The organism is Pedococcus sp. P2_D9, from assembly GCF_056404275.1.
Genome location: NZ_JBFUEI010000004.1, coordinates 352,401 through 377,492 on the forward strand (window position 1 = coordinate 352,401; position 25,092 = coordinate 377,492).

The following is a 25,092-nucleotide window of genomic DNA, read 5'->3' on the forward strand; positions in this document are numbered from 1 at the left end:
CAGAGGATCTCAACCTGAAGTCGGGATCGCCAGTGCCTCGCGCAACCGTTCGACCACGTCCAGCCTCCGTTGGGCCCGGACCTGTCCGTCCTCGGCGTCATCCGCCTCGTCCAGAAGGGATTCCAGGGCGCGACCGAGCTGGCTCGCCTCCCCGAACCCGAAGGTGCCTGCCGAACCCACCAGGGAGTGTGCTGCCCGGCGCGCGGTCAGCCGCGCGTCGTCGGCCGGGCCCCCGTCACCGAGGCGGTGAAGGGCGTCCGCGATGACCTCCACCCGCGCGAGGTTCGTGAGCCTGGCGCGGTCACGAAAGGATGCCATCGTCGGCAGCGCTGTCTCCGGATCGATGGGCTGGTCGGGGGGCATCAGGACCAGCCGAGAATCGTGGACAGCTCAGCCGGGAGCAGCATCGGGTCGAACGGCTTGCGCAGCACCCCGTTCACTGGCAGGGCCGCCAGGGCGGCGCGCTCGGCGGCCAGGACACTGGCCGTGAGCAGCACGATGGGTATGCCGGCCGTGGCGGGATCAGCCCGCAGGGCCACCACCGCCGTGGGACCGTCCATGCGCGGCATCATCACGTCCATGACGATCGCGTCCGGCTGTTCGCTGCGAGCGCGGTCCAGCGCCTCCTGGCCGTCGGCTGCGGTGATGACGAGCCAGCCGCCGACCACCTCCAGGCTCATCTGCGCCACCTCGAGGATGAGCTCGTCGTCGTCGACGACCAGCACTCGGCGGGCAACGCCTTCCTGAGAACCGTGCGCGGCCCCGTTCACCTGCAGGGCTGCTGGGATGGGAGTGGTTTTGCGGCCATTTGGCCAGTGTGCAGCACCTTCACCCCCTGCGCACACTCGACCGGCTGGCGCACACACTGCGCGTTGGCCGCGAACCGGTGCCGCAGGGTCAGATAGAGGGCACACTGTGCGCATGAGGACAAAAGCACCAGCGAGCGACCAGCGCACTCGATGAGCGACGCCGGGGGTGTTGCCGCGGGACCGACAGGGGTGGGGGCCCGACGGGTTCTCGTCGTCGACGACGACGAGCTCATCCTCGAGGTGGCCCAGATGTGCTTGGAAGCGGTGGGAGGCTGGCAGGTGACCACGGCCAGCAGCGGCCAGGAGGGGCTGGACCGGGCGGTTTCGGAACGACCCGATGCCATCGTCATGGACGTGATGATGCCCGGCATGGACGGCCCCACGACTGCTGTGGCGTTGCGCGAGAACCCGGTGACGGCCGGCATACCCATAGTCCTGCTCACGGCGAAAGCCCAGGGAAAGGGGCAGCCGGACCTGTCCGCACTGCCGGTGGTCGGCGTCCTGAGCAAGCCGTTCGACCCGATGCTCCTGCCGGGAACCTTGGCCTCGATGCTGGGCTGGTCGTGACGACCGCCACCGCCGACGCGCAGCGAGGTCCCGCGTGGGCGCGCCGGCTCCGGTCGGGCGACCCGCTCGGCGGCCTGCCGCTGGGCCGCGCCCTGCTCGTGGCGGCGGTGGTCGCGATCATCCTCCCGCTGCTCGTGGTCACCACTGCCCTGACCGGCTTTGCGGCTGTTGAGCGCGCCCACGCCAAGGCCACCGACCTGCACACGGCCCAGCAGTACCAGCAGGATGCCAACCTGATGTACGCCACCCTCCACGGCGACGTGCTCGAGTCGCTCGAGGCCTTCGGGGGCAACAACGAGACCGGCGCCGAGCTCGCCGCCCGCACCCGGACCCACGTCGCCCGGCTCGAGAACGACCTGCGCAGGCTGGCCGCGTCGACACTGGACAGCACGCTCGCCCCGGACGTCCGCGCCCTGGACACGAGGCTGAGGGCCTACGGCGCCGAGGCGGTCCGGCTGACCGATCTGGCCACCACGTCACCGAGCCGGGCTCGTGAGGAGCACGCCGCCTTCGACGACGCCTTCGACGAGCTGGGGGGGCCACAGTCGACGTTGACGGCCGCCTTGGCCCGTGAGGCCGGCACGGCAAACACGGCAGCCGACCGTCGGCAGGAGACGGCGATCCGCTGGACGGCCCTCGTCGCGGCCGCGACCTTGGGCGCGATGTTGCTGCTTGCCTTCGCGCTGTACCGCCTCGGTGTCGGGAACGAGGCCCTCTTGCGCCGCGTGGAGGAGAACGCCGAACAGCTGGCCTTCAGCAACGACGAGCTCCAGGACGCCCAACAGCTCGCTCACATCGGCAGCTGGCAGTGGGACCTCGCGAGCGGGCAGACCCAGTGGAGCGCCGAGTTCTACCGCATCCTCGGCATCCACCCGGACACCGAGGGCGATCACGCCGACCTGTTCACCGCCCGCGTCCACCCTGAGGATGCCGCCGACGTCGTCCGGGCCCAGGAGGAAGCAGCCACCGCGCAGCGGGATATCCACTCGGAGTACCGCATCGTGCGCCCCGACGGCACCGTCCGCGACGTCCGGGCGATGGGGCGGGCGGTGCGCGACGACTCCGGCACCATCGTTCGCCTGGTCGGCACGGTGCAGGACGTCACCGAGCAGCGCGTGGTCCAGCGGATGAAGGACGAGTTCGTCGGCGTCATCAGCCACGAGCTGCGCACTCCCCTGACGTCCATCCGCGGCGCGCTCGGCCTGATGGCCGGCGGCGCCGTGGGGACCCTGCCGCCCAAGGCGCAGCGGATGGCCGATGTCGCGCTGAACAGCTGCCAGCGCCTGGTCCGCCTGGTCAACGACATCCTCGACGTGGAGAAGCTGTCCGCCGGAAAGCTCGAGCTCGACCTGGAGCTGCTGTCCGTGGACGAGCTGGTCGCTGCGGCCCTCGAGGAGATGCGTGCGATGGCGCAGCAGGCGGGGGTGACGCTCAGCGCGAACCACAGCGACGCCTTCGTGCTCGCCGACCGGGACAGGATCGCCCAGACGCTGGCGAACCTGCTCAGCAACGCGGTGAAGTTCTCCCCCGAAGGTGGGGTGGTGACGGTCCACGCCGGGCCGGCGTCGCCCGAGGCCGGTGGTGACGACATGGTCCTGTTCACCGTGACCGACCAGGGCCCCGGGATCCCCGCCGACAAGCTCGAGACCATCTTCGACCGGTTCGCCCAGGTGGACGCCTCGGACACCCGCGCCAAGACCGGCACCGGTCTCGGCCTCCCCATCTGCCGCGGCATCGTCGAACAGCACGGCGGCCGGATCTGGGCGACCAGCACACCGGGGTCGGGCAGCACGCTGACGTTCATCCTGCCGGCCGCCCCGGCTCAGGTGCAGGACGAGCAGGCGGGACCCGGGCCGGTGGGCGCTGTCCTGATCTGCGACGACGACCCGGACATCGTGGAGGTCCTCGCCGCCATGCTCGAAGCCCACGGCTACTCCACCCTGACCGCCCGCACCGGCCAGCAGGCCCTGGAGCTTGCCACCGGCCAGGCACCCAGCCTGATCCTGATGGACCTGCGCATGCCGGGGATGTCGGGCTGGGAGACCATCGCCGCCCTCGGCGCGAACCCGGCAACCGCGCACATCCCGGTCGTCATCCTCAGCGCGCTGGCCCCGGACGACTACGCCGTCCCCACCGCATCCGCCTGGCTGACCAAACCCGTCGACCAGGGCGCCCTGATGAGCTCCTTGCGCAAGGCGCTGGGCACCGACGCCACCACCAGCGTCCTCGTCATCGAGGACGACGAGGACCTGGGCGAGGTCCTCAAGGGCTTCTTCACCGACCACGGGGTACACGCCCGCGTGGCCCACACCGGGATGCAGGCCCTGGCCATGAGCCGTGAGGTGGCACCTGACCTGCTCGTCCTCGACCTGGGGCTGCCCGACATCGACGGGTATGCCGTCGTCAGCGCCTTGCGCCGCGACGAACGGCTGCGGTCCCTGCCGATGGTCGTCTACACCGGCCGGGATCTCGACGAGAGTGACCGGCGCCGGCTGCGCCTGGGCGAGACCCGGTTCGTGACCAAGGCGGGAGAGTCGCCGGAGGACTTCGAACGGCAGGTCATCGGACTCCTGCGGACCATCACCGCACCCACCCCAGCCTGAATCCCCGACAGCGGAGCCATCCCGCGAGTCGTGGCAAGCCAACGCCCCTTTGACAAACCGTAGAAAGGGGGCGACCCTCAACACGAGCAACAGCGGGGAAGATTCGCGCGGGCAGCGCCCCCAACTGGTTCGGCCGTCCGCAGCATTTCCTTTCTGTTAGGGCGCCCACCGTGGCCACACGTCGCATCTCCATCCCTTCTGCCGCCTCCCTTCCCACTCACCGCAGCCGCCGGCTTCTGACCGTCGCCGGCGGGCTGGCCATCGCACTCGTGGTCGGCTTCGTGGGGACGCGACCCGCGGAAGCGGCCACCGCTCCCGTCGGGCTGGGCACTGCGGCCAGCTTCGCGGTGCTGGCCGGATCGACCATCACCAACACCGGAGCGTCCCGCATCAGTGGAAGCGCTGGCGTCAGTCCAGGCTCCGCAGCAGTGGGCTTTCCTCCCGGTCTGGTGTTCAACGGGACGATCCACCGCGCCGACGCGGTGGCGCGGCGGGCCAAGTCCGATCTCACCACCGCCTACAACGATGCCGCTGGGCGGAGTACCACGGCGACCGTACTTCCGGAGCTTGGCGGCAGGACACTGGTTCCCGGCGTGTACAGCGGGACCACGCTCGAAGTGACGGGCGCGCTCACCCTGAATGCCCAGGGCAACCCGAACGCCGTCTTCGTCTTCAAGTCGGCCAGCACCTTGGTGACCGCTTCCGGGAGCCGCATCCGGCTGATCAACGGCGCCAGCCCGTGCAACGTCTACTTCCAGGTGGGCAGCTCGACCACGCTGGGGTCGAACTCGGTCTTCGTCGGCACCGTGATGGCCCAGGCCTCGATCACGGCAGTCACCGGCGCCACCATTGCCGGTCGACTCCTGGCCCGCACCGGCGCGGTGACGCTGGACCGCAACACCATCACGCGGCCGGGCTGCGGGACTACGGCTGCATCCACCCCGTCGGGCGCCGGCACACCGGGAGTTGCAGGGGCTGCGGTCCCAGTGCGCTCAGGAGCCCGTTTCACCGGGTAGAGGTCATGCCCCGGCGACGCCTGCCCCAGCTCTTCGTGATCGCCTTGGCGGCGACCGTGCTGGCAGGCTGCAACCCCACGGCCCCGACCGCAGGCCCCGCGCCCGCCACCGCTACAGGGTCGGTCACCGCCACCCGTGCACCCGCGGCAGTCACGACGGCGCCGGGGACCGGCGACTCACCGTCGGCCACCTCAGCCCTCTCGGCCACCGCCGTGGGGCACTCCCTGCCCGTGTACGCAAAGCCGGACGGCCCGGTGACCCACACCCTGTCGAACCCCCAAGCCAACGGGGCGCCCCGGACGCTGCTGGTCATGAAGCGCGAGGGAGCCTGGCTGCAGGTGTCCCTGCCCGTCAGGCCGAACGGCACCACCGGCTGGGTGCGGAGCACCGACGTGTCGACCGCGCGGGTCCTGTACCGCATCGCTGTCTCCACCACCGCTCACCGGCTGCGGCTCTACAAGTCCGGGCGACTGGTCGCCACCTTCCGCGCGGCGACCGGCACCGGGGGCACCCCCACCCCGCTGGCACGTTCTTCCTGGCCGAGCTCCTGGCCCCGACCAACGCCGGCTACGGCCCGTACGCCTACGGCCTGTCCGCCTTCTCGGACGTCCTCACAAGCTTTGGCGGTGGTCCGGGCCAGATCGGACTCCACGGCACCAGTGACACCTCCAGCATCGGCCGCTCCAGCAGCCACGGCTGCATCCGGCTCAGCAACAAGGACATCACCACCCTCGCCAAGCTCCTGCCCCTGGGCACCCCCGTCACCATCGCCTGAGCAGGCTCAGCACCCGCTGCACCGGCTCCACCCGCATTCGCCCTCCCCGAGGCGTCTGAGGGAGAGTGGGACCCATGCCGAACCGTCTGGCCGACTCGACCTCCCCCTACCTGTTGCAGCACCAGGACAACCCCGTCGACTGGCAGGAATGGGGTCCGCAGGCGTTCGCCGAGGCGCGCGAGCGAGACGTCCCCGTCCTCCTCTCGGTGGGGTATGCCGCGTGCCACTGGTGCCACGTCATGGCTCACGAGTCGTTCGAGGACCAGGACGTGGCGGGGGTGCTCAACGCGAACTTCGTCGCAGTGAAGGTGGATCGCGAGGAACGACCCGACATCGACGCGGTGTACATGGCGGCCACCACGGCCCTGACGGGACACGGCGGCTGGCCCATGACGTGTGTCCTCACGCCGGACGGCGACCCCTTCTTTGCCGGCACCTACTTCCCCAAGGGTCAGTTCCTCCAGCTCCTCGCGGGGGTCACCGACGCCTGGACCACCCAGCGCGACCGCGTCCTCGAGAGCGGCGCCCACATCGCTTCGCGGCTCCGCGAGCTGTCGGCCCCGGTCACTGGACAGGTGCTGGACGAGGGCGCACTCGAAGCGGCTGCGGTGCAGCTGCGTGGCCAGTTCGACCACGGCGCAGCGGGATTCGGCGGTGCGCCGAAGTTCCCGCCGTCGATGGTGCTCGAGTTCCTGCTGCGCCACCACGCCCGAACCGGGTCCGAGGACGCCCTCGCGATGGCGGCGAGCACCTGCGAGGCGATGGCACGCGGCGGCATCTACGACCAGGTCGCCGGCGGGTTCGCGCGCTACTCCGTCGACGCGCGCTGGGTGGTTCCCCACTTCGAGAAGATGCTCTACGACAACGCCCAGCTGCTCCGGGTCTACACCCACCTGCACCGGATCACCGAGGACCCGTTGGCTCGCCGGGTGGCGCTCGAGACGGCTGAGTTCCTGATGCGCGACCTGCGCACCGAAGAGGGCGGTTTCGCCTCGGCGCTGGACGCGGACACCGAGGGCGTCGAGGGCCTGACCTACGCGTGGACACCCGCGCAGCTGGCCGAGGTCCTCGGTGACGACGACGCCGCTCGGGCGGCCACCCTGCTCACCGTGACCACCGGCGGCACGTTCGAGCATGGGTCGTCCACCCTCCAGCTGCCGGCGGACCCTGACGACGGGGCCTGGTGGGCCAATGCGCGACGCCGGCTGTTCGAGGCACGCCAGGCACGCCCGCAGCCCGGCCGCGACGACAAGGTCGTCACCTCGTGGAACGGTCTGGCCATCGCCGGGCTCGCCGACGCGGGTGCCGTCCTCGGCAGGCCCGACCTCGTCGAGGCCGCCGCGGCGTGCGCCGAGTTCGTCGTCGGGACCCACGTCGTCGACGGCCGCCTGCGCCGGACGTCGAGGGCTGGCACGGTCGGAACCGCCGCCGGTGTGGCCGACGACTACGGCAACCTGGCGGAGGGGCTGCTCGCGCTGCACCAGGCCACCGGCGACGCGAGATGGCTTGCGACCGCACGCGACCTGCTCACGACCGCGGTCGAGCGCTTCGGCGCCGACGACGGCGGGTTCCACGACACCAGCGACGACGCCGAGACGCTGTTCACCCGCCCCCGCAGCGCCGCCGACAATGCCGAACCCTCAGGGCAGTCGGCGCTGGCCGGCGCCCTCCTCACCTGCTCGGCCCTGACCGGGGACACAGCGATGAGAGACCGGGCAGAGGCAGGGCTCTCAGCAGCAGGGCAGCTGGCCGTGCGCGACCCGCGCTTCGCAGGCTGGACGCTGTCGGTGGCCGAGGCGTCGGTCACCGGCCCCTTGCAGGTTGCCGTCGTCGGCACGGGCGCCGATGCCGACGCCCTGGCCGGAGTCGCGCGCCGCTCGGCCTCACCCGGACTGGTCGTGGTGCAGGGCGAGCCCGATGCCCCGGGGCACCCGCTCCTCGCCCAGCGGCCTCTCGTCGGTGGCGGCGCCGCGGCATACGTGTGCCGTGGTTTCGTGTGCGACGCCCCGGTGACGGACGTCGCGGCGCTCACTGCGGCGCTGGCTCGCTGACGAGCTCGGTCAGCCGGGCCGCATCCCAGTCGGGCTGCATGCCCGGGCGCCCGAGCAGGTAGTCCGTGAGCTCGTCGTCCGACAGGTCGTGCGCCTCGCGGAGGCCTGCGGTGAGCGTTCGCAGGTAGGCGGGTGTCGGTGAGTTGGGTTGCAGCGCAGTGGGATCCGGCGTCGTGAAGGTGAGGACCGGGGTCCCCTCGAGCTCGCCGACGAGGTGGAGGGCTTCGTAACGACCCGGCCCCACCTCGTGCCGTGTGTGCTCGAGCACGTGCGAGAGATCGAGGTCTGCGCCCGGCGCCCGATGCATCTCCTGGGCAGCGACGTCGGCGAACTGCTGCTCGGTCACGAGGTAGGCGCGCGCCAGCGTCGTGCCCGCCGTGTCGGCGTCGTAGAAGGCGATCCCGCCACCCCACGTCGGCGACTCCCACCCGAAGACCAGCTCGCCCGGCAACGTCAGCGCACGGTCGTCCTGGGGAGGACTCTGGTCGCGGGCGCCCGGGTAGGTGCGGCTCGCGCCCTCAGGCCGACCGCCGCCCAGGTAGCACTGGAAGCGGTCGCGGGAGAGGTTGCTGCCGTAGCTCGCGTACCAGACCTGCACACCTCCACCATGCCACGCCGAGGCCGGTGCCACCCCCACCACACGTTCAGAGCAACAGCGACCGGTATGCCGGGTCGGCACCTTCCAGCGCACGTTCCCCCGTCAACGGGTCCACGAAGAGGGCCGTTGCCCAGACGTCCGCCCACAGGAGGCTGGGTCCCCAGACCGTCGCCGAACCCGGACGGCCGATGGCCGCGCCGCTCCGCGGGTCGACGACGTGCGCTCCCCTGGCGGCTGCGCCGGACGTCGCCAAGCCGCCACTGCGCAGGGGGATCGTCGCCGCGACGGCAGAGGGCTCGCGCGGGTCCTCGACACCGACGCGCCAGGTGCTCGATGGGGCCGCACGACCGGCGCCGGCGAACAGGTCGCCGCCCGCGTTCAGGCACCACGAGATCCCGGGCACGTGCCGCAGGTGCATCGCCGCCCGCTCGACGGCCCACCCCTTGACCAGCCCTGTCGGGTCGTAGGAGGTCCCGCTGGTGGTAGCGGTCTCGTGGGAGGTGCTGTCGTGGGAGGAGCTGGCGTAGGAGGCGCTGAACAGCCCAGCCGTGCGCCGCTGCGCCTCGGCACAGAGCTGCTCGACCTCGGCCAGCCACGGATGCGCCTGGGCCGCGGGGAGCTCGCCTCGCCTCGCCCGCATCAGGTCGCTGTCCTCGCGCCAGGTGCTGAAGACCGAGTCGACCCTGCGCAGCACGGCAAAGGCCTGGTCGACGGCGGTGACGACCCCGGGGTCGTCCAGGGCACCCCGCACCTCTCCTCGGAGGTGGATCGAGACCGGCATCCCCATGACCTGCTCGACGAACGCCCTGCGCGGGGTCGCCATCACGGCAGTCACAGGTGGGCCTGGTCGATCGCGGACTGCAGCGACGACAGGTAGCCCTCGGAGGTCACGGTCGCGCCGGACACCATGTCGATGTCGGCACTCTGCTGCTGCACCGCCTCCTGGCTGAGGACCGGCAGCGCGGCGGAGTTGATCTGGACGTCCTCGTGGTTCCCGTTGGGGTACACGATCGCCTCGGACGCGGTGATCTTGCCGTCCTGCACGGTGATCCGGACCTGCACGGGCCCCCATCGCGTCTGCACCGTGTCTCCGTCGTAGGTCTTGGCGGCGGAGGTGCTGCCCGAGCTGGAGCTGCCCGAGTCGGTGGTCCCCGAGTCCGTCGTTCCGGAGCCCGTGGTCCCCGAGTCCGTCGTGCCGGCCCCGGCCGGCGCCTGGACCGAGGTCCCGGCGGCCAGCGTCGTCCCCGAGCCGGCGGTGGAGGTGTGGTAGCTGAACAGCAGCACCAACGTGGTCAGGGTGGACAGGGCCCACAGGGTGATTCTTCGCATGGGTCCTCCTAGTACTCGAACCGCTCGAGGTGGATGTTGGTGGCCGGGACCCCGCAGTCGAGCGCCGCCCGGCGGGCGGCGTCCATCCAGGCAGGCGCCCCACACAGGAAGACGTCACGTTCGGCGACGTCCGGCACGAGCTGGGCCAGGGCGGCGGCGTCGGTCAGGTGCGCGGCCGCCGCAGGCAGCCAGGTGTCACGCCCGGGCACACGGTGTCCCTCGACGGTGACGTAGCGGGCGCCGCGGTCGGTCGCGATCCGGAACAGCTCTTCGCCGAGCACGAACTGCTCTCGCGTGCTGGCCCGGTGGATGACCACGACGTCGCCAGGGTCCTGGTCGAGTCCCTCGAGCAGGGCCCGGATGGGGGTGATGCCGATTCCCGCGCCCATGAGGAGCACCTTGCGGCGAGTGCGGACCCCGGGGTGGAGTCGGCCGTACGGCCCCTCGACGAGCACCCGCGTGCCCGGCCGCAGGGTGGCCAGCCGCTCGGTGCCGTCCCCCACGTGGGCAGCGGTGACGCGTAGGTGTCGCCCGTCCGGAGCCGCCGACAGGGAGTAGGGGTTGGCCCGGGTCCAGCCGGGCCCGTCGACGAAGCGCCACTGGAAGAACTGCCCTGCCGCGGGTCGCATCCGCGCCACGCCGGGCCCACCGACGACGACCGTGGTCACCCCCGGCGCCTCGGCGTGCACGGCGACGACGCGCAGCGGCGCCCGCAGTGAGCGGAACAGGGGCAGCCCCACCCGGAAGACGAGCACGGTCGCGGCCCACACGGCATACAGGCCCCACCAGAAGACGGTCGACGCCGTCGAGGCCAGGAACTCCTGACCGGTCCACAGCTGGTGCGGCAGCGCCAGCCCGGMGCCGAGGTAGCCGTAGAGGTGGATGAGGTGCCAGGACTCGTACCGCAGCCGCCGTCGTGCCCTGCGCACCGAGGTGACGACGACCAGGCAGAGGGCGACCGTGCCGGCCACCGCCAGCAGCATCCCGGGGTAGTTGCGGACGAAGTCGACGATGGTCCCCCACAACCCCAGGGGTGAGGCGGCGGCATACCCGAGCGTGATGAGGACGACGTGCGCCCACAGGAGGTTGAAGGACGTGAACCCGACGAGCCGGTGGGTGCGGGCGAGCTCGTCCTGGCCCCAGGCCTGTTCGAACCACGGCACCCGGGCCATCAGGAACACCTGGACCAGCAACAGGGCCGAGGCGACCAGCCCGGTGAGGCGCCCGAGGCTGGTGAGCGCGCCCGAGAGCGACCCGAGGTCCTGGACGCCACCGTGCTGGACCCACAGCGCGGTCACCCAGAGCTGCACCAGCCAGAAGGCGCTGACGGACGCATCGCGCCACCAGCGCGGCACGACCCGCACGGCGGGACGGCGGGCGTGGGCTCGACCGGCGTCAGGTCGACCGGCCTCAGCTCGGTATGCCGCGTGCGCGGGGTCGTGGGCGGAGGTCACCGCAGAGCGCGGCAGGTCGGTGGTGGTCACATCCAGCACTGTGGGTCGCGAGTCTGGGTGTTTGCTGTGCACCAGCCATGACCGGTGCGTGAGTCCCAGGGACCCCACCGCGCATCTCAGGGTGCCGCAGGGCCTCGGACGATCCGGCCGTCGACCAGCACCAGGTCCGCGAAGTCCCGGCCTCCGGCGACGAGCCGGGCATTGGCCTCGTCGGACCGGTCGACCCAGGCCGTCGCGTCCTCGAGGGCCCTGCCGGCCTCGACGTGGCGGTCGATGAGGCGCTGGCGGCGCCGGTCGTCCGCCAGGGCGCAGAACCACGCCTCGTCGAGCAGCGCCCGCACCGGGCGCCACGCCGGGTCGTCGAGCAACAGGTAGTTGCCCTCGGAGACAACGAGGTCCGCGGCGGGGCCGACCTCGATGGCCTCGGCCTCGGGCTCCCCCACTGCGTGGTCGAAGGCGGGGGCCCGGACCACCACGCGCGGTGAGCCGCGAACGGCGGCGAGCAGCGCGGCATACGCCTGGACGTCGAAGGTGTCCGGCGCCCCCTTGCGGTTCAAGCGGCCCAGCCGTCCCAGCTCGGCACCGGGCAGGTGGAACCCGTCCATCGGCACGTGGGCGACGCGGCCGGCCAGTCGCGGGTCGGCTGCCACGGCGTGCAGCAGCGCCGCGACCAGGGTCGTCTTGCCTGCACCCGGTGGCCCCGCGATGCCCAGGACCCGTCGGCGTCCGCCGGCAGCCTCGGACACGAGGCCGGCGCACCGGTCCAGCAGCTCACTCAGCGCGGGCAGCGACGGCGCGCCGGCCACCTCCGGACCACCGGGTTCGCGGGAGGCGTCCATCCCCGGTCAGCTCCACCAGCCGAGCACCGAGCCGCCGATCCTGACGATGAAGGCCACGAGCACCACCACGAAGACCACGCGGACGAACCGACTCCCCCGCGCCACGGCCGTCCGCGCTCCGACGTAGCCGCCCGCGATGTTCGCCACGGCCATCACCGCCCCGATCTTCCACATGACGTGGCCACCGGGGACGAACACGGTCAGCGCCCCGAGGTTGGTGGCGAAGTTCGCGATCTTGGCCTTCGCGCTGGCCTCCAGGAAGGCGTAGCCCATCAGCCCGACGAGCGCGAAGACGAGGAACGAGCCGGTACCCGGACCGAGGGCACCGTCGTAGACCCCGATGACGAAGCCCGTGATCATCGCGATGACGGTGTGCCGGTGACCCGCGAAGCGCAGGGCGGTCTCGGCGCCGAGGGAGGGCTTGGCGATGGTGTAGGCGCCGACGACCACCAGCATCACGAGGATGATCGGGTTGAACGCACTCTTGGGGATGTGCAGGCCGAGCAAGGCACCCCCGACCGCGCCGAGGTAGGCGACGGCCGCCATCGGCAGCGCGGTGCGCAGGTCGGGACGGACCCTGCGCCAGTAGGTGATCGAGCTGGTCGTCGTGCCGAAGATCGAGGCGATCTTGTTGGTGGCGAGCAGCTGCGCGGGGGACGCCCCGGTGAAGCCGAGCAGCAGGGCGGGCAGCTGCACGAGGCCGCCACCGCCGACGACCGCGTCGATCCAGCCCGCACCGAACCCCGCCAGGGCCATGAGGAGGACCGTGGTCAGGTCGACGTCCGGCACCTACTGCCCCAGCCAGCCGTCGACGATCGAGAGGATGTCGAGCAGCTCGTGGGCCTGGGCGTCGGGGGTCACGTCGACCGCTACCTGCTGGTTGACCGGGATGTCGCTGTGCGGGATCCAGATCGCGCGCATGCCGACCTGCTGCGGCCCGTGGACGTCCTCGAAGAGGCGGTCGCCCACGTAGACGGCGGCCTGCGGCGGGACGTCGACGGCCTCGCACGCCGCGAGGAACGCCTCGGGGTGCGGCTTCACGACGTGGATCTCCGAGGAGTACACGTCGCCGTCGAGCAGGTCGAGGACACCGTCACGCTGGAAGACCTCGCGGTGGTAGGCGCGGCTCCAGATGGTGTTGGACAGCACACCAACCTTGAGGCCGCGGTCGTGCAACCCCTCCCAGAGCGGGCGCACCTGCGGGTCGGTGTGCGTGTGCGGCTCCCAGAACCTCCGGTATGCCGCGAGCGCCAGGAGGTGCCGGTCGTGGTCCGCGTCGACCCCGGCCTCCGCGAGGATCTCCTCGATGGAGGCGCTCTCATGGGTCTGGCGGCCGCGGGACCAGGCCTTCTCCTCGGCCTCGTGGATGCGGATGGCCAGCGAGTCGGCCTCGGCGAGCTCCTCGACGGGCATGCCCGGGTCATCGACCGGCAGTCCGTGCACCTCGCGGGCGAAGACGCGCCACTGCTGGGGCAGGTCGACGTCGTGCCAGGGCGTGAGCGTCCCGCCCCAGTCGAAGATCAGCGCTTCGATCGGCGCCGAGCCGCCCATCAGGACTCGGTGCCGCGGACCTCGCGGTCGCCGCGGACCTCGCGGACGACCTCGGCCACGACGTCCTGCACCGGAACCTCCCGACGCTCGCCGGTGGCGCGGTCCTTGATCTCGACGATGCCGTTCTCGAGCGACTTCCCGATCACGACGATGGTCGGGACGCCGATCAGCTCGGAGTCCTTGAACTTCACGCCGGGACTGACCTTGTGGCGGTCGTCGTAGAGCACCGACAGGCCCTGGGCCTCGAGGGCGCGCGTGATCTCCTCGGACGTCGCGAAGACCTCGGGGTCGCGGGTCGCGTCCTTGCCGGTGGCGACGACGTGCACGTCGACGGGGCTGATCTCCCGGGGCCAGCGCAGGCCGAGCTCGTCGTGGTTGCCCTCGGCGACGCAGGCCACGGCACGCGAGACGCCCACGCCGTAGGAACCCATGACCACGGTCTGCAGCTTGCCGTTCTGGTCCAGCACCTTGAGGTCGAGCGCCTCGGCGTACTTGGTGCCGAGCTGGAAGATGTGTCCCATCTCGATGCCGCGGGCCGACTCCAGTCCGTGGCCACAGCTCGGGCACGCGTCGCCGGGGCGCACGTCAGCGGCCTCGATGGTGCCGTCAGCGGTGAAGTCGCGGCCGGCCACCAGGTCGATCACGTGCTTGCCGGCCTCGTTCGCACCGGTGACCCAGCGGGTGCCCTCGGAGACCCGCGGGTCGAGCAGGTAGCGGATCTTCGAGGCAGACTCCGAGCCGAGCGCGCCGGGCCCGATGTAGCCCTTGACGAGCGCCGGGTTGGCGGCGAAGTCCTTCTCCTCAAAGGCCTCCACCTCGGCCGGGTCGACCTGGGCGCCGAGCCGCTTCTCGTCGATCTCGCGGTCGCCGGGCACGCCGATGGCCAGCGGCTCACGCGTGCCGTCGGGGTGGACCACCGTCACGATGACGTTCTTGAGGGTGTCCCCCGCCGCCCACGGACGGTCCTCGCGCGGGAAGTGCGCGTTGAGGTGGGCGACGAGCGTGTCGATGGTGGGGGTGTCCGGGGTGGACTCCGCGTGCGCAGCCGGCACGTCGGCATACGAGATGGCGTCGGGGACGGGGACGCGCACGGCCTCGACGTTCGCGGCATACCCACAGTTCGGGCAGCGGACGTAGGTGTCCTCGCCGTTCTCGGCGGTGGCGAGGAACTCCTCGCTCTTGCTCCCACCCATGGCACCGGCCATCGCCTGGACGATGACGTAGTGGAAGCCGAGCCGGTCGAAGATGCGGATGTAGGCGTCGCGGTGCAGCTGGTAGGCCTTGTCGAGGCCGGCCGCGTCGAGGTCGAAGGAGTAGGAGTCCTTCATGACGAACTCGCGGCCACGGAGCACGCCGGCCCGCGGACGCGCCTCGTCGCGGTACTTCGTCTGGATCTGGTAGATCGCCAGCGGAAGGTCCTTGTAGGACGAGTACAGGTCCTTGACCGCGAGCGTGAACATCTCCTCGTGGGTCGGCCCGAGCAGGTAGTCGCCGCCCTTGCGGTCCTGCAGGCGGAAGATGTTGGGGCCGTACTCGGTCCAGCGACCGCTCGCCTCGAAGGGTTCCTTGGGCAGCAGCGCAGGGAAGAGCAGCTCCTGGGCGCCGATCTCGTCCATCTCCTCGCGGACGATGGTCTCGACCTTGCGCAGCACGCGCAGGCCCAGCGGCAGCCAGGTGTAGATGCCGGGGCTGACCCGTCGGATGTAGCCCGCCCGGACGAGCAACCGGTGGCTCGGCACCTCGGCATCGGCCGGATCCTCGCGAAGGGTTCGCAGGAACAGGGTCGACATGCGCAGGGCCACGTGGCACTCCTCGGTTGGCGGACAACCCCCAGAGGATATCCGTCGGTGCTCCGCGTGCTCACCACGGTTTCCTTCGTCGCCTTCGTCGTGTTGACGGGCGCCGCAACCAGCAGCGATCAGATCTCTGGGGGACGGGGTGCGACCTGCAGGTATTGGTCCCCGCCGGCTTGTGAGTTTGTCCGTTTTGCGGAAGCCTGTCGGTCGGGTCGGGGGTTCCCAAGCGGGGGGGTGATGGCTGCGTGTGGCCGTTTACACGAAAGCGATCGATGGATCGTCGAGAGCAAGAGGCTCTGAGGATTTCCAAGGCGAAGGCGGCGCGGGATCGCGCCGAGAACAACGCCAAGCAGCCGGCAGACCAGACCACGACCTAGGGCGACGACCGCCCGTGCGCGTCAGCGCCCAGCGGCCCTGAGGGCGGTGCGGATCAGCGGGAGCTGCAGCGGCAGCCGTGCCACGGTGCCCGCGAAGGCGGCCTGCGCTGCCGGAGTGCCCTTGCGCTGCGCGCGCTTGCCGTAGTTGGCGCTCATCTGGACGTTGCCCGGCAGGATGGCGAGGAGCAGGGCGGCACTCGCCCACCCGGCATACCGGCGGGTGCGCGGGTGGAGCAGCCCGGCAGCGCACACGAGCTCGGCGACGCCCGAGAGGTAGATCAGCTCGCGTCGGCGCGGCAACGAGTTCGGCACCAGCGGCTCGAACACCTCGGGCTTGACGAGGTGGGTCGTCCCCGAGGTGATGAACAGGCCGGCGAGGCCGACGATGTCCTTGGTCAAGGGCGCGACGGAGCGGGGCATGCCGCCATCCTGTCAGGCAGAGCTTGCGGCCAACGGCGAGCTGCTGCGATCCATGCGCACACCCACGCCCTTCGCCGTCTAGAACGGAGGCGGGTCCTCGGAGGACGAGCCTCGGATGAGGCGCGAGGTGGAGCCACGGCCGAGGAACAGGAGTCTGTCCACGTCGAGCCGGTCGCACACCCGGATGATCTCCACCCTCGAGCGCCCTCTCGTCGAGAACCACTCGAGGCGGCCGAAGTCGACCCGCCGCCCGGTCCGCAGCGCGCGGCGGTTGCGGGTGGTGAGATTGCCGGGACGGCAGGCCAGTTCGACGAGGTGGTGCTCGGTCAGGTGCTGCACTCCCTCCTCCAGCAGCGAAGTCAGCCCGGCGATCCCGTCCATTTCCACGGCTATCTCGACGCCCACCTCGACGCCCACCTCGACGTCCGCCTCGACGTCCACCTCAGCGTCCACGACCACCGCCGGGTGGGCGTCACCACTCATGGTGGTGATCGCTGAGGCGGCCTCAGATCCACACTGAAGCTGGTCGAAGGGCACGGTGGTGCTCTGGTGGCCTGTGGGATCGGTCCAGACCAGGGCGCCGTCCGCGTCGAGGCGCGATCGCCACCGTGGCCGTTGCTTGATGCGGTGATGGCGTCGACACAGGCACACCAGGTTGGTCGGATCGGTCGCGCCCACGGGCCACGGGACCACGTGGTCGACGTCGCAGAACCTCGCACTGATCGCACATCCGGGAAAGCGGCACTGACCGTCCCTCGCCTTGACGAAGTCGATCATCCACTGGGGAGGTCGATAGCGACCTGAGTCGCGACTGCCTGCACGGGACCCGTCCCCTGGAGCTGGGAGGCTCCGAAACCTTCGGGCTGGGCGCTCCGCGCTCATCGGCAGGGACGCGAGCGCGCCCGACGTGTCGTCACACGCCACCACGTCGAACGATGCGGTGGACTTCGGAGCTGCCGGCCCGCCCGCGTCGCCGGGCGCCGTGGGCTCTGGAGCTGACGGCCCGCCCGCGTCGCCAGCCGGCACAGGCTCCGTCGCGCCACCGCGCGGTCCTTGTCGGCGCTGCGCCACCGACGCAACCCAGGAGGCGCGCACATGGGTGACACCCGGCATACCGAATCCCGTCACCGGCACCAGTTCGGCAGCGCGTCGGCCGCCGTCCCCGTCGCTCCTTGCGCCCTCGTCACGAGCCGCCTCTGCGGCGGCGGCCTCGCGGGCGACCGCGCTGGCCGGGACCGTCAGGTGCACCGTGACCTCACCGGTGGCCCGAGCGTGAATGAGATCCATCAGGGCGTCTGCCCGGGCCTGCTCGATGCCCGCGCACTTGCCGTCGAGGACATAGCTCCGGGCCAACCCGTCGACCACCGACCACGCGGTTCGCGACTCCTCGACGGGCACCTTCGCACTCCACTCGTCCACCCCGGGAGCGAAGGCGCTGCGACGCAGCGATCGCTCGGCCCGCGCGCGCTCGGCCTTGCGCCGCACGAGGTCTGCGTCCACCGACGCCAGGACGCGACGAGTCCGGCGGCGCAACGCACCGCCTGCTTCGGTGCCGAGCCGCTCGCCGATCCGGTCGGCCACCTCGGCGCAGACCTCCGGCGTGGCGTCGGCCAGCTCCTCCGAAACGATCCCGGCGCGGTAGGCGTCGAGCCGGCCAGCCGCCATGGCCTCGACCAGAGCGGGGTGGCGCGTCACGAGGTCCACCGCGGTCGCGACCCGGTCAGTCGCTCCTGACGTGGTGAGCCCCAACCGGTCCTGCACGAGAGCGGGAGCGTCCAGCCGCTGGTGGCCGAGGCCCCGGAACTCCTCCTCGATGGTGCCGTCCTCACACACGACGTCATCGGTCGCGGCCACGTGCGCCAGGGCAACCGTCTGCATCGCCGCCGCGACGTTGATCAGCTGCTGGCACGAACCCGCCAGCTCCACCCACTCCGCGCCCGACGCCTCGGCCCCGACGGCGCGCACTCGACCGAGCTCCGACTGGAGTCGAAGGTGGAGGTCGGCGAGTTCGAACATATGTCCACTCTAGCCCACGCAACACTCCCTTTCAACCTGTACGAGCGATGAATTCGATTGCCAGACAACAGAATTGGCGCAGTGACCCCACCACTTCACTGTCAGTGCCGCCTGCTATGAAGGCCGGGCTTCAGTCGCTGCGGTGCTCGCGCCGATAGGACAGCCGAGCCCTGAGGGCGAGCGCAAAGGTCGCGCCACCGACGACCAGCAGGACGAGGCCGACCCACAGCCACGTGCGCCCGGCTGTCTCCCGGCCAGGCACGGCGACGAGGAAGGCACCGAAGAGGGCGAGCGACCCGGTCATCCAGAGCAGCGCGTTTCCGGCAGCGGGTGTGTCCGGGCGCGGCTCCGACCGCAGCGAGGGGTCCATCAGGAGGGGTCCATCAGCAGCGAACGCCGCTCATCAGAGCAGGACGGTCGAGAAGTTACCGACGTCCTCGAAGCCGACCCGCGCATACGTGGCCCGGGCACTCTCGTTGAAGTCGTTGACGTACAACGTGACCCAGCGCGCGCGGGTCTCCATCACCTGCTCGACCACGGACGCCATGAGGGGCACGGAGAGTCCGCGCCCCCGCAGGTGCGGTGCCAGCCACACCCCCTGGAGCTGCGCGCAGCCGAGCGCAACGGAGCCCACGTCGGCCTTGAAGATCACCGCGCCGTCCTCGACCGCGATGAAGGTGTGGCCACGGTCGATGAGGGCCAGGAGTGCCGACCGGTATGCCGCGCCCGAGCCGGTGTAGGGCGGGTAGCCGATCTCGCCCTCGAACATGTGCGCCGCCGCAGGCATCACGAGGTCCACCTCGTGCTCCCGGGCCGGACGCACCCTCGGGTCGAGCTCGATCCCGAGGGCTGAGGGCCGGTCCATGCTGCTCATCAACGGCTGGTTCGCCCGCACGGCGCGTGCCGGTCCCCATGCGGGTGCGAGGTGCCGCCAGAGCTCGGCCACCTGGTCGGCCGGCCCGAGGATCGAGGCACAGTGGCGGCGCCAGCGGCGGACCCGGTCGGCGAAGAAGCTCAGCGTCTGCTCGTCGGCCTCCACCGGGACGAGGTTGGCGCTGGACCAGCACAGCGCCTCGAGGCTGCCGCCGACCTTGTGCCCGAGAACGGTTCCGGGCTGGCTGCTGAGCACTCCCTCGAGGAGGCGGGCGGCCACGAACACGTTCGCCGGCAGGTTCCGCGCGCACACCTCCAACGCGGCGTCGCGGTCCGAGGGCGACAGCGCGTGGACCGGGTTTCGAGTGCGCAGCACGGATCCAGCCTAGGGCTCGCCGGGTCAGCGCGCCGCAGAACGCCGCCCTCCCGTCGTCCTGCGGTCCACAGCTGTGGCCGAGGGGGCGACGCAGTCGGGCTCCCTGGTGGACGACGCAGCTGCGTCTGCCACGGGATCGTCGAGTTTGCCGCAGCTTGCTGCGGATCCACGAGCCACCGCTCGTGCGGCAGCGACAAGCAAGAGCGACACGAACGCCGACACCAGGCGGGAATCCAACACCAGCACCAACACCAGCACCGGACCAGATCACCAAGGAGACCATCATGTCCACGAACGACCGGGCCCTCTGGGGCCCACGTCCCGCAAGCCGTCGCCGTGCATGGAAACGTGCGACGGGGGCTGCCGCAGCCGGCGCCCTCTGTGCGACCGCCCTCGCCTCATCGCCGAGCGGCGCCACTGCCGGCGTCGGGGGCGCCACCGTCGATCCCGACCCCGCGACGACGGCCGCCCAGGCCCGGCTGGTCGGGCGCTCCTCCCTCCCGGCCGAGACCTATCGACCGGGCACTGCGCCGTCGGGGTACTTCCAGACCGGGACGACGGCGGTTGCGCGTCCCTACCCTGCCCAACCAGTGCAGGGCTTCTCGGCGATGCACCGCAACGCCGACGGCAGCTACCTCGTCATGACCGACAACGGCTACGGCCAGAAGGGCAACAGCCAGGACTTCGAGCTGGTCGTCAACCGAATCCGGCCCGATACCACCACAGGGACGACGACCTACCTCGGTCTGCAGTTCCTGCTCAGCGACCCCGACCACCATGTCGACTGGACGATCTGGCGCGACGGCGGCTGCGCGGCGGCGGCGACCCTGCCGGCGGGCTACGCCTGCCCCCCGCCGGACCGAGTGCTGACCGGCTGGGACTTCGACCCCGAGTCCATGCAGGTCGCGCCCGACGGCACCTTCTGGTTCGGCGACGAGTTCGGACCGTTCCTGCTCCACGCGGACGAGCACGGTCGGCTCCTGGAAGCGCCCATTCCGGCCCCGGGGGTGAAGGCGCCCCAGAACCCGACACTCGCAGTCGGTGAGCAGCCCAACCTCGCGTCGTCGCGCGGGTTCGAGGGCACGCCGATCTCACCGAACGGCCAGCGGCTCTACCCGATGCTCGAGGGTTCCCTCGCCGAGGACAAGGCTGCCGGTCTGGCCTCCGACCTGCGGATCTTCGAGGTCAAGGTCAACCAGGACCTCGGGGCGCAGTTCACCGGCACCTACTGGCGTTATCGCCTCGAGAGCCCCGGGGACTCGATCGGTGACGCGATCGCGCTGAACGACCACGAGCTCCTCGTCGTCGAACGCGATGCGGGAGCGGGACCGACCGCGCGCTTCAAGGCGGTCTTCACCGTGGACCTCAAGGACCGGGACCACGACGGGTATGCCGACAAGCAGCTCCTCGTGAACCTCCTGGCCGTTCCGGACCCGGCCAACGTCGGCAAGCTGGGTGCGTTCTTCCCGTTCGCCTTCGAGACCATCGAGGACCTCGCCCTGGTCGACGACCACACCATCGCCGCGATGAACGACAACAACTTCCCCAACACCGGTGGCCGATCGGCAGTCGTCCCCGACCCGAACGAGTACATCGAGGTCACCCTGGACCAGCCGCTGGGCATCGACCCGCGGTTGCTCCCGCAGGGGTGAGCTGAGGGGGAAGTCGCTGGCCCGGTCGACGGCTGAGCCGGGGAACAGGTCACTCTCGGGTCCGCTGGTGGGGGCGGGCCCGAGAGCCTGGTCAGCCGACCGTGACCGACGGAGCCCCGGCGCTTTCCTCGTCGATGGGCTCACCCATCTCGTCGGCGATGCGCATCGCCTCCTCGATGAGCGTCTCGACGATCTGGCTCTCGGGCACGGTTTTGATGACCTCGCCCTTGACGAAGATCTGGCCCTTGCCGTTGCCGGACGCGACGCCGAGGTCGGCCTCGCGAGCCTCGCCGGGACCGTTGACGACACAGCCCATGACCGCGACGCGCAGCGGGACCGTCATCCCCTCCAGTCCGGCAGTGACCTCGTCGGCAAGCTTGTAGACGTCGACCTGGGCCCGACCGCACGAGGGGCAGGAGACGATCTCGAGCTTGCGCGGCTTGAGGTTCAGGGACTGCAGGATCTGGTTGCCGACCTTGACCTCCTCGACCGGCGGGGCGGACAACGACACGCGGATGGTGTCGCCGATGCCCTTGGACAACAGCGCACCGAAGGCGGTGGCGGACTTGATGGTGCCCTGGAACGCCGGCCCCGCCTCGGTCACCCCGAGGTGCAGCGGCCAGTCGCCCCGCTCGGAGAGCATCTCGTAGGCCTTGACCATGACGACGGGGTCGTTGTGCTTGACCGAGATCTTGAAGTCGTGGAAGTCGTGCTCCTCGAAGAGGGAGGCCTCCCACACGGCCGACTCGACCAGGGCCTCCGCCGTTGCCTTGCCGTACTTCTCGAGAAGCCGGGGGTCGAGCGAGCCGGCGTTGACGCCGATCCGGATCGAGACACCGGCATCCTTGGCCGCCGCTGCGATCTGCTTGACCTGGTCGTCGAACTTGCGGATGTTGCCCGGGTTGACCCGCACCGCGGCGCAGCCGGCGTCGATCGCCGCGAAGACGTACTTGGGCTGGAAGTGGATGTCCGCGATGACCGGGATCTGGGACTTGCGGGCGATCGCGGGGAGCGCCTCGGCATCGTCCTGGCTCGGGCACGCGACGCGCACGATGTCGCAGCCCGAGGCGGTGAGCTCGGCGATCTGCTGCAGGGTGCTGTTGATGTCGGTGGTGGGCGTCGTGCACATCGACTGCACCGAGATGGGGGCGTCGCCGCCGACCTCGACCTTGCCGACCTTGATCTTGCGCGTCTTGCGGCGGGGCGCGAGCACGGGCGGGGGCAGGGCCGGCATACCTAGTCCAACAGTCATGCGTTGAGTATCTCCCAGAGAGAGGTGGAGGCCGACGCCGGCTGGAAGCCGGCTCCGCGCCGGCCGCATGGCCGACCCGAGGCCGGGGTCAGCCGAGCTTGACGGGCTTGACGAAGTCGGCGTAGATGAGCAGCGCGGACATCACGATGAGCACCGAGGACACCGCATAGGCGACGGGCAACGCCTTGGCGACGTCCACGTGCCCGGGGTCGGGGCGGTTCAGCAGGCGTGCCGCGTTGCGCTTGAGCCCCTCCCACAACGCTCCCGCGACGTGGCCGCCGTCCAGGGGCAGCAGCGGGATCAGGTTGAAGACGAACAGCGCGAGGTTGAGGCCGGCCATCAGGTTGACCAGGATCGCGATCTTGCCGCCGAGGCTGTCGTCGAGTCCCTTGATGGAGCCCGACGAGATCTCGCCGGCCATCCGGCCCACGCCGACCACGGACACCGGTCCGTTCGGGTCGCGTTCCTCGGAGCCGAACGCCGCCTGCGCGACGTCGGTCATCCGCTGCGGGATGTGCAGGAGCACCCCGGCGATGTGCGAGACCTGATCGCCGAGGATGCCAGGAACAACCGTGACGCTCTGGCGCTCGAGGGCCAGCACGGGAGCCGACGAGACCCCGAGGAAACCGGCCTCGAGGACCACGGGCTGACCGTCGGCGTCCACCAGCGGGGTGCCGTCCGGGCCGACCTGCTGCACGGTGTTGCGGATCGGGCTGACCCGCAGCGTCTCCCGGGCGCCGTCGCGCAGCACCACGATCTCGGTCTGCTCGCCGACCCTGGGCCGGATCTGCTTGCCGACATCGATGGTGCGCTTGATGGGTTGGCCCGCGATGGACAGGATGTGGTCGCCGGGCCGGATGCCGGCGATGAAGGCCGGGGTCTTGGGGTCGGAGGGGGCACAGGTCGTCTTGGCGGCCGCCTGGCTGGCGGGCACGACGCACTCGCTGACCGAGGCCACGACCGCCCCGTCCTTCTCCACCTGCATGCCGTAGATGGTCACCAGCCCGGTGAGCAGCACGACGGCGATGACCAGGTTCATCACCGGGCCGCCCATCATGACGACGACCTTCTTCGGCACCGACAGCTTGTAGAAGACGCGGTCCTCGTCGCCGGGCCTGATCTCCTCGAGGCTGAGCTGACGTGCCTCGTCGGCGAGCTGGGTGAACCGGCCGGTGCTCGACACGCGCAACGTCCCGGGCTTGTCTCCCGGCCGCGGCGGGAACATGCCGATCATCCGGATGTAGCCGCCGAGCGGGATGCCCTTGATGCCGTACTCGGTCTCGCCCCGCCTCGTCGACCACACGGTCGGTCCGAAGCCGACCATGTACTGGGTGACCTTGACCCCGAACTTCTTGGCGGGGACGAGGTGCCCGATCTCGTGCAGCCCGATCGACAGGCCCACCCCCAGGACCACGAAGAGCACGCCGAGCACGTACAGCAGGGCCGTCATCAGCGAAGCGCCCCCTCGGTGTCCGCCAGCGACTCCTCGGTCATCGATCCAGTCTGCAAACCCAGCACCTTCCGAGCCTCCTCGCGCGCCCACGCGTCCGCGCGCATCACGTCCTCAACGGTCAGTGTCCCTGATTCGATCCCGCGTGCACCGCCGGACCCGTGGATGTCCACGATCCTGGCCACCGTGTCGACGATCTCGACGAAGCCGATGCGACCGTCGTGGAAGGCATCGACGGCGACCTCGTTGGCTGCGTTGTAGACCGCTGGACTGGTGCCCCCGGCCTCGCCGACCTGTCGGGCAAGGCGCACGGCCGGGAAGGCCGCGTCGTCGAGCGGTTCGAACTCCCACGACTGCGCCTGGGTCCAGTCCACGGGGACGTCGACGTCGGCGAGCCGCGCCGGCCAGGACAGCCCGAGCGCGATCGGCACGAGCATCCGCGGCGGTCCGGCCTGGGCGATGGTCGAACCGTCCACGAACTCCACCATCGAGTGGATCAGCTGCTGCGGGTGGACGACGACGTCGATGCGGTCGAACGGGATGTCGAAGAGCAGGTGCGCCTCGATCACCTCGAGCCCCTTGTTGACCAGGGTCGCCGAGTTGGTCGTGATGACGCGCCCCATCGAGAAGTTCGGGTGCGCGAGCGCCTCAGCCGGGGTCACGGCTCGCAACGACTCGCGGCTGCGCCCACGGAACGGTCCCCCACTGGCGGTGACCACCAGCCGGCGCACCTCGTCGGCGCGCCCCCCGCGCAGGCACTGGGCGATGGCCGAGTGCTCGGAGTCGACGGGCACGATCTGGTCCGGCTTGGCGGCGGCCTTGACCAGTGGTCCGCCCACGATGAGCGACTCCTTGTTGGCCAGCGCGAGCGTGGAGCCCTCGGCCAGGGCCGCCAGCGTCGGACGCAGCCCGATGGCCCCCGTGATTCCGTTGAGGACGACGTCTGCGCCACACCCAGCGGCCGTCACCGCAGCGTCGTCCCCGACCACCACCTGGGGCCGGTATGCCGCGCGGCCGGCCCGCGCGGCATACGCACCAATGGCCTCGGCGACCTGCTCGTGGGTRCCGCGGGCCACCGCGACGAGGTCGACCTCGAACGTGACTGCCTGCTCGGCGACCAGCTCGACGTTGGACCCCGCGGAGAGGGCGACCACCCGGAAGCGGTCGGGGTTGCGCGCGATGACGTCCAGGGCCTGGGTGCCGATGGAGCCGGTCGAGCCGAGGACGGCGACGGTGCGCGGGGAAGTCACTGGTTCATTGTCGCGCATGTCGGCAGGCACGCGGTCCC

Annotated in this window: 24 protein-coding genes; 6 read left to right on the forward strand and 18 right to left on the reverse strand. The window is 70.8% G+C overall.

The genetic code is table 11. The annotated features are described in order from the left end of the window. Window positions 1-9: 9 nt before the first annotated feature. Together AC1DXJ_RS08995 and AC1DXJ_RS09000 are read right to left on the reverse strand one after the other, a co-directional pair. A complete protein-coding gene (locus AC1DXJ_RS08995; RefSeq protein ID WP_477615404.1) occupies window positions 10-363 on the reverse strand; it encodes an Hpt domain-containing protein in 354 nt (117 codons plus the stop codon). Continuing rightward, window positions 363-725, reverse strand: a complete 363-nt coding sequence (locus AC1DXJ_RS09000; RefSeq protein ID WP_477636860.1) for a response regulator — start codon at window positions 723-725, stop codon at window positions 363-365. The genes AC1DXJ_RS08995 and AC1DXJ_RS09000 overlap by 1 nt, the downstream gene beginning before the upstream one ends. A 234-nt stretch (window positions 726-959) precedes the next feature. Here AC1DXJ_RS09000 and AC1DXJ_RS09005 point away from each other — a divergent pair, with 234 nt between their 5' ends. From AC1DXJ_RS09005 to AC1DXJ_RS09015, 3 genes are all read left to right on the forward strand, one after another. Further along, window positions 960-1,376, forward strand: coding sequence for a response regulator (locus AC1DXJ_RS09005; protein ID WP_477615406.1), 417 nt, complete (start codon window positions 960-962; stop codon window positions 1,374-1,376). Further along, a complete protein-coding gene (locus AC1DXJ_RS09010; protein WP_477615407.1) occupies window positions 1,373-3,979 on the forward strand; it encodes a hybrid sensor histidine kinase/response regulator in 2,607 nt (868 codons plus the stop codon). Before AC1DXJ_RS09005 ends, AC1DXJ_RS09010 begins: the two co-directional genes overlap by 4 nt. 170 nt (window positions 3,980-4,149) lie before the next feature. After that, window positions 4,150-4,995 (forward strand): ice-binding family protein, encoded by an 846-nt coding sequence (locus tag AC1DXJ_RS09015; protein WP_477615408.1) that lies wholly within the window; start codon window positions 4,150-4,152, stop codon window positions 4,993-4,995. On the opposite strand, the gene AC1DXJ_RS09020 is transcribed toward AC1DXJ_RS09015, so the two are convergent. Further along, complete coding sequence (locus AC1DXJ_RS09020; RefSeq protein ID WP_477636883.1) at window positions 4,985-5,416, reverse strand: hypothetical protein; 432 nt, start codon at window positions 5,414-5,416, stop codon at window positions 4,985-4,987. The two genes, AC1DXJ_RS09015 and AC1DXJ_RS09020, sit on opposite strands and share 11 nt — an antisense overlap. On the opposite strand from AC1DXJ_RS09020, the gene AC1DXJ_RS09025 reads away from it, so the two are divergent. Together AC1DXJ_RS09025 and AC1DXJ_RS09030 are read left to right on the forward strand one after the other, a co-directional pair. Continuing rightward, complete coding sequence (locus AC1DXJ_RS09025) at window positions 5,369-5,770, forward strand: L,D-transpeptidase (protein ID WP_477636881.1); 402 nt, start codon at window positions 5,369-5,371, stop codon at window positions 5,768-5,770. The genes AC1DXJ_RS09020 and AC1DXJ_RS09025 overlap by 48 nt on opposite strands. A gap of 74 nt (window positions 5,771-5,844) precedes the next feature. Then, window positions 5,845-7,821, forward strand: coding sequence for a thioredoxin domain-containing protein (locus AC1DXJ_RS09030; RefSeq protein WP_477615410.1), 1,977 nt, complete (start codon window positions 5,845-5,847; stop codon window positions 7,819-7,821). Here AC1DXJ_RS09030 and AC1DXJ_RS09035 read toward each other — a convergent pair. The 12 genes from AC1DXJ_RS09035 to AC1DXJ_RS09090 form a co-directional block, all read right to left on the reverse strand. Further along, complete coding sequence (locus AC1DXJ_RS09035; RefSeq protein ID WP_477615411.1) at window positions 7,799-8,419, reverse strand: histone deacetylase; 621 nt, start codon at window positions 8,417-8,419, stop codon at window positions 7,799-7,801. The two genes, AC1DXJ_RS09030 and AC1DXJ_RS09035, sit on opposite strands and share 23 nt — an antisense overlap. A gap of 46 nt (window positions 8,420-8,465) precedes the next feature. Continuing rightward, window positions 8,466-9,242 carry an FAD:protein FMN transferase gene (locus AC1DXJ_RS09040; RefSeq protein ID WP_477615412.1) on the reverse strand — a complete coding sequence of 259 codons (777 nt, stop codon included), beginning with the start codon at window positions 9,240-9,242 and terminating at the stop codon, window positions 8,466-8,468. Window positions 9,243-9,250: 8 nt separating this feature from the next. Beyond that, on the reverse strand, window positions 9,251-9,748 hold the full coding sequence (locus AC1DXJ_RS09045) for an FMN-binding protein (RefSeq protein WP_477615413.1): 498 nt from the start codon (window positions 9,746-9,748) through the stop codon (window positions 9,251-9,253). 8 nt (window positions 9,749-9,756) lie between these two features. Continuing rightward, a complete protein-coding gene (locus tag AC1DXJ_RS09050; RefSeq protein WP_477636861.1) occupies window positions 9,757-11,232 on the reverse strand; it encodes a ferredoxin reductase family protein in 1,476 nt (491 codons plus the stop codon). Window positions 11,233-11,318: 86 nt separating this feature from the next. After that, a complete protein-coding gene (locus tag AC1DXJ_RS09055) occupies window positions 11,319-12,041 on the reverse strand; it encodes a nucleoside/nucleotide kinase family protein (RefSeq protein WP_477615415.1) in 723 nt (240 codons plus the stop codon). 6 nt (window positions 12,042-12,047) lie between these two features. Continuing rightward, window positions 12,048-12,830 carry a TSUP family transporter gene (locus AC1DXJ_RS09060; protein ID WP_477615416.1) on the reverse strand — a complete coding sequence of 261 codons (783 nt, stop codon included), beginning with the start codon at window positions 12,828-12,830 and terminating at the stop codon, window positions 12,048-12,050. Next, window positions 12,831-13,592 (reverse strand): HAD family hydrolase, encoded by a 762-nt coding sequence (locus tag AC1DXJ_RS09065; RefSeq protein ID WP_477615417.1) that lies wholly within the window; start codon window positions 13,590-13,592, stop codon window positions 12,831-12,833. Continuing rightward, the gene (locus tag AC1DXJ_RS09070) at window positions 13,592-15,394 is read right to left on the reverse strand and encodes a proline--tRNA ligase (protein ID WP_477615418.1); all 1,803 of its coding nucleotides are present in this window, start codon (window positions 15,392-15,394) and stop codon (window positions 13,592-13,594) included. The genes AC1DXJ_RS09065 and AC1DXJ_RS09070 overlap by 1 nt, the downstream gene beginning before the upstream one ends. Before the next feature lie 392 nt (window positions 15,395-15,786). Next, window positions 15,787-16,185, reverse strand: a complete 399-nt coding sequence (locus AC1DXJ_RS09075) for a DoxX family protein (RefSeq protein WP_477615419.1) — start codon at window positions 16,183-16,185, stop codon at window positions 15,787-15,789. A 78-nt stretch (window positions 16,186-16,263) separates the two neighbouring features. After that, window positions 16,264-18,201, reverse strand: a complete 1,938-nt coding sequence (locus AC1DXJ_RS09080) for an HNH endonuclease signature motif containing protein (protein WP_477615420.1) — start codon at window positions 18,199-18,201, stop codon at window positions 16,264-16,266. Window positions 18,202-18,331: 130 nt separating this feature from the next. After that, complete coding sequence (locus AC1DXJ_RS09085; protein WP_477615421.1) at window positions 18,332-18,571, reverse strand: hypothetical protein; 240 nt, start codon at window positions 18,569-18,571, stop codon at window positions 18,332-18,334. A gap of 33 nt (window positions 18,572-18,604) precedes the next feature. Further along, on the reverse strand, window positions 18,605-19,450 hold the full coding sequence (locus tag AC1DXJ_RS09090; RefSeq protein ID WP_477615422.1) for a GNAT family N-acetyltransferase: 846 nt from the start codon (window positions 19,448-19,450) through the stop codon (window positions 18,605-18,607). Window positions 19,451-19,734: 284 nt separating this feature from the next. On the opposite strand from AC1DXJ_RS09090, the gene AC1DXJ_RS09095 reads away from it, so the two are divergent. Next, a complete protein-coding gene (locus tag AC1DXJ_RS09095) occupies window positions 19,735-21,102 on the forward strand; it encodes an esterase-like activity of phytase family protein (RefSeq protein WP_477615423.1) in 1,368 nt (455 codons plus the stop codon). A 91-nt stretch (window positions 21,103-21,193) separates the two neighbouring features. Here AC1DXJ_RS09095 and ispG read toward each other — a convergent pair whose 3' ends face one another. From ispG to dxr, 3 genes are all read right to left on the reverse strand, one after another. Further along, a complete protein-coding gene (ispG, locus tag AC1DXJ_RS09100) occupies window positions 21,194-22,354 on the reverse strand; it encodes a flavodoxin-dependent (E)-4-hydroxy-3-methylbut-2-enyl-diphosphate synthase (RefSeq protein ID WP_477615424.1) in 1,161 nt (386 codons plus the stop codon). Window positions 22,355-22,442: 88 nt separating this feature from the next. Beyond that, window positions 22,443-23,804, reverse strand: a complete 1,362-nt coding sequence (locus AC1DXJ_RS09105; RefSeq protein WP_477615425.1) for a M50 family metallopeptidase — start codon at window positions 23,802-23,804, stop codon at window positions 22,443-22,445. After that, the gene (dxr, locus tag AC1DXJ_RS09110; RefSeq protein WP_477615426.1) at window positions 23,804-25,072 is read right to left on the reverse strand and encodes a 1-deoxy-D-xylulose-5-phosphate reductoisomerase; all 1,269 of its coding nucleotides are present in this window, start codon (window positions 25,070-25,072) and stop codon (window positions 23,804-23,806) included. The genes AC1DXJ_RS09105 and dxr overlap by 1 nt, the downstream gene beginning before the upstream one ends. Window positions 25,073-25,092: the final 20 nt, after the last annotated feature.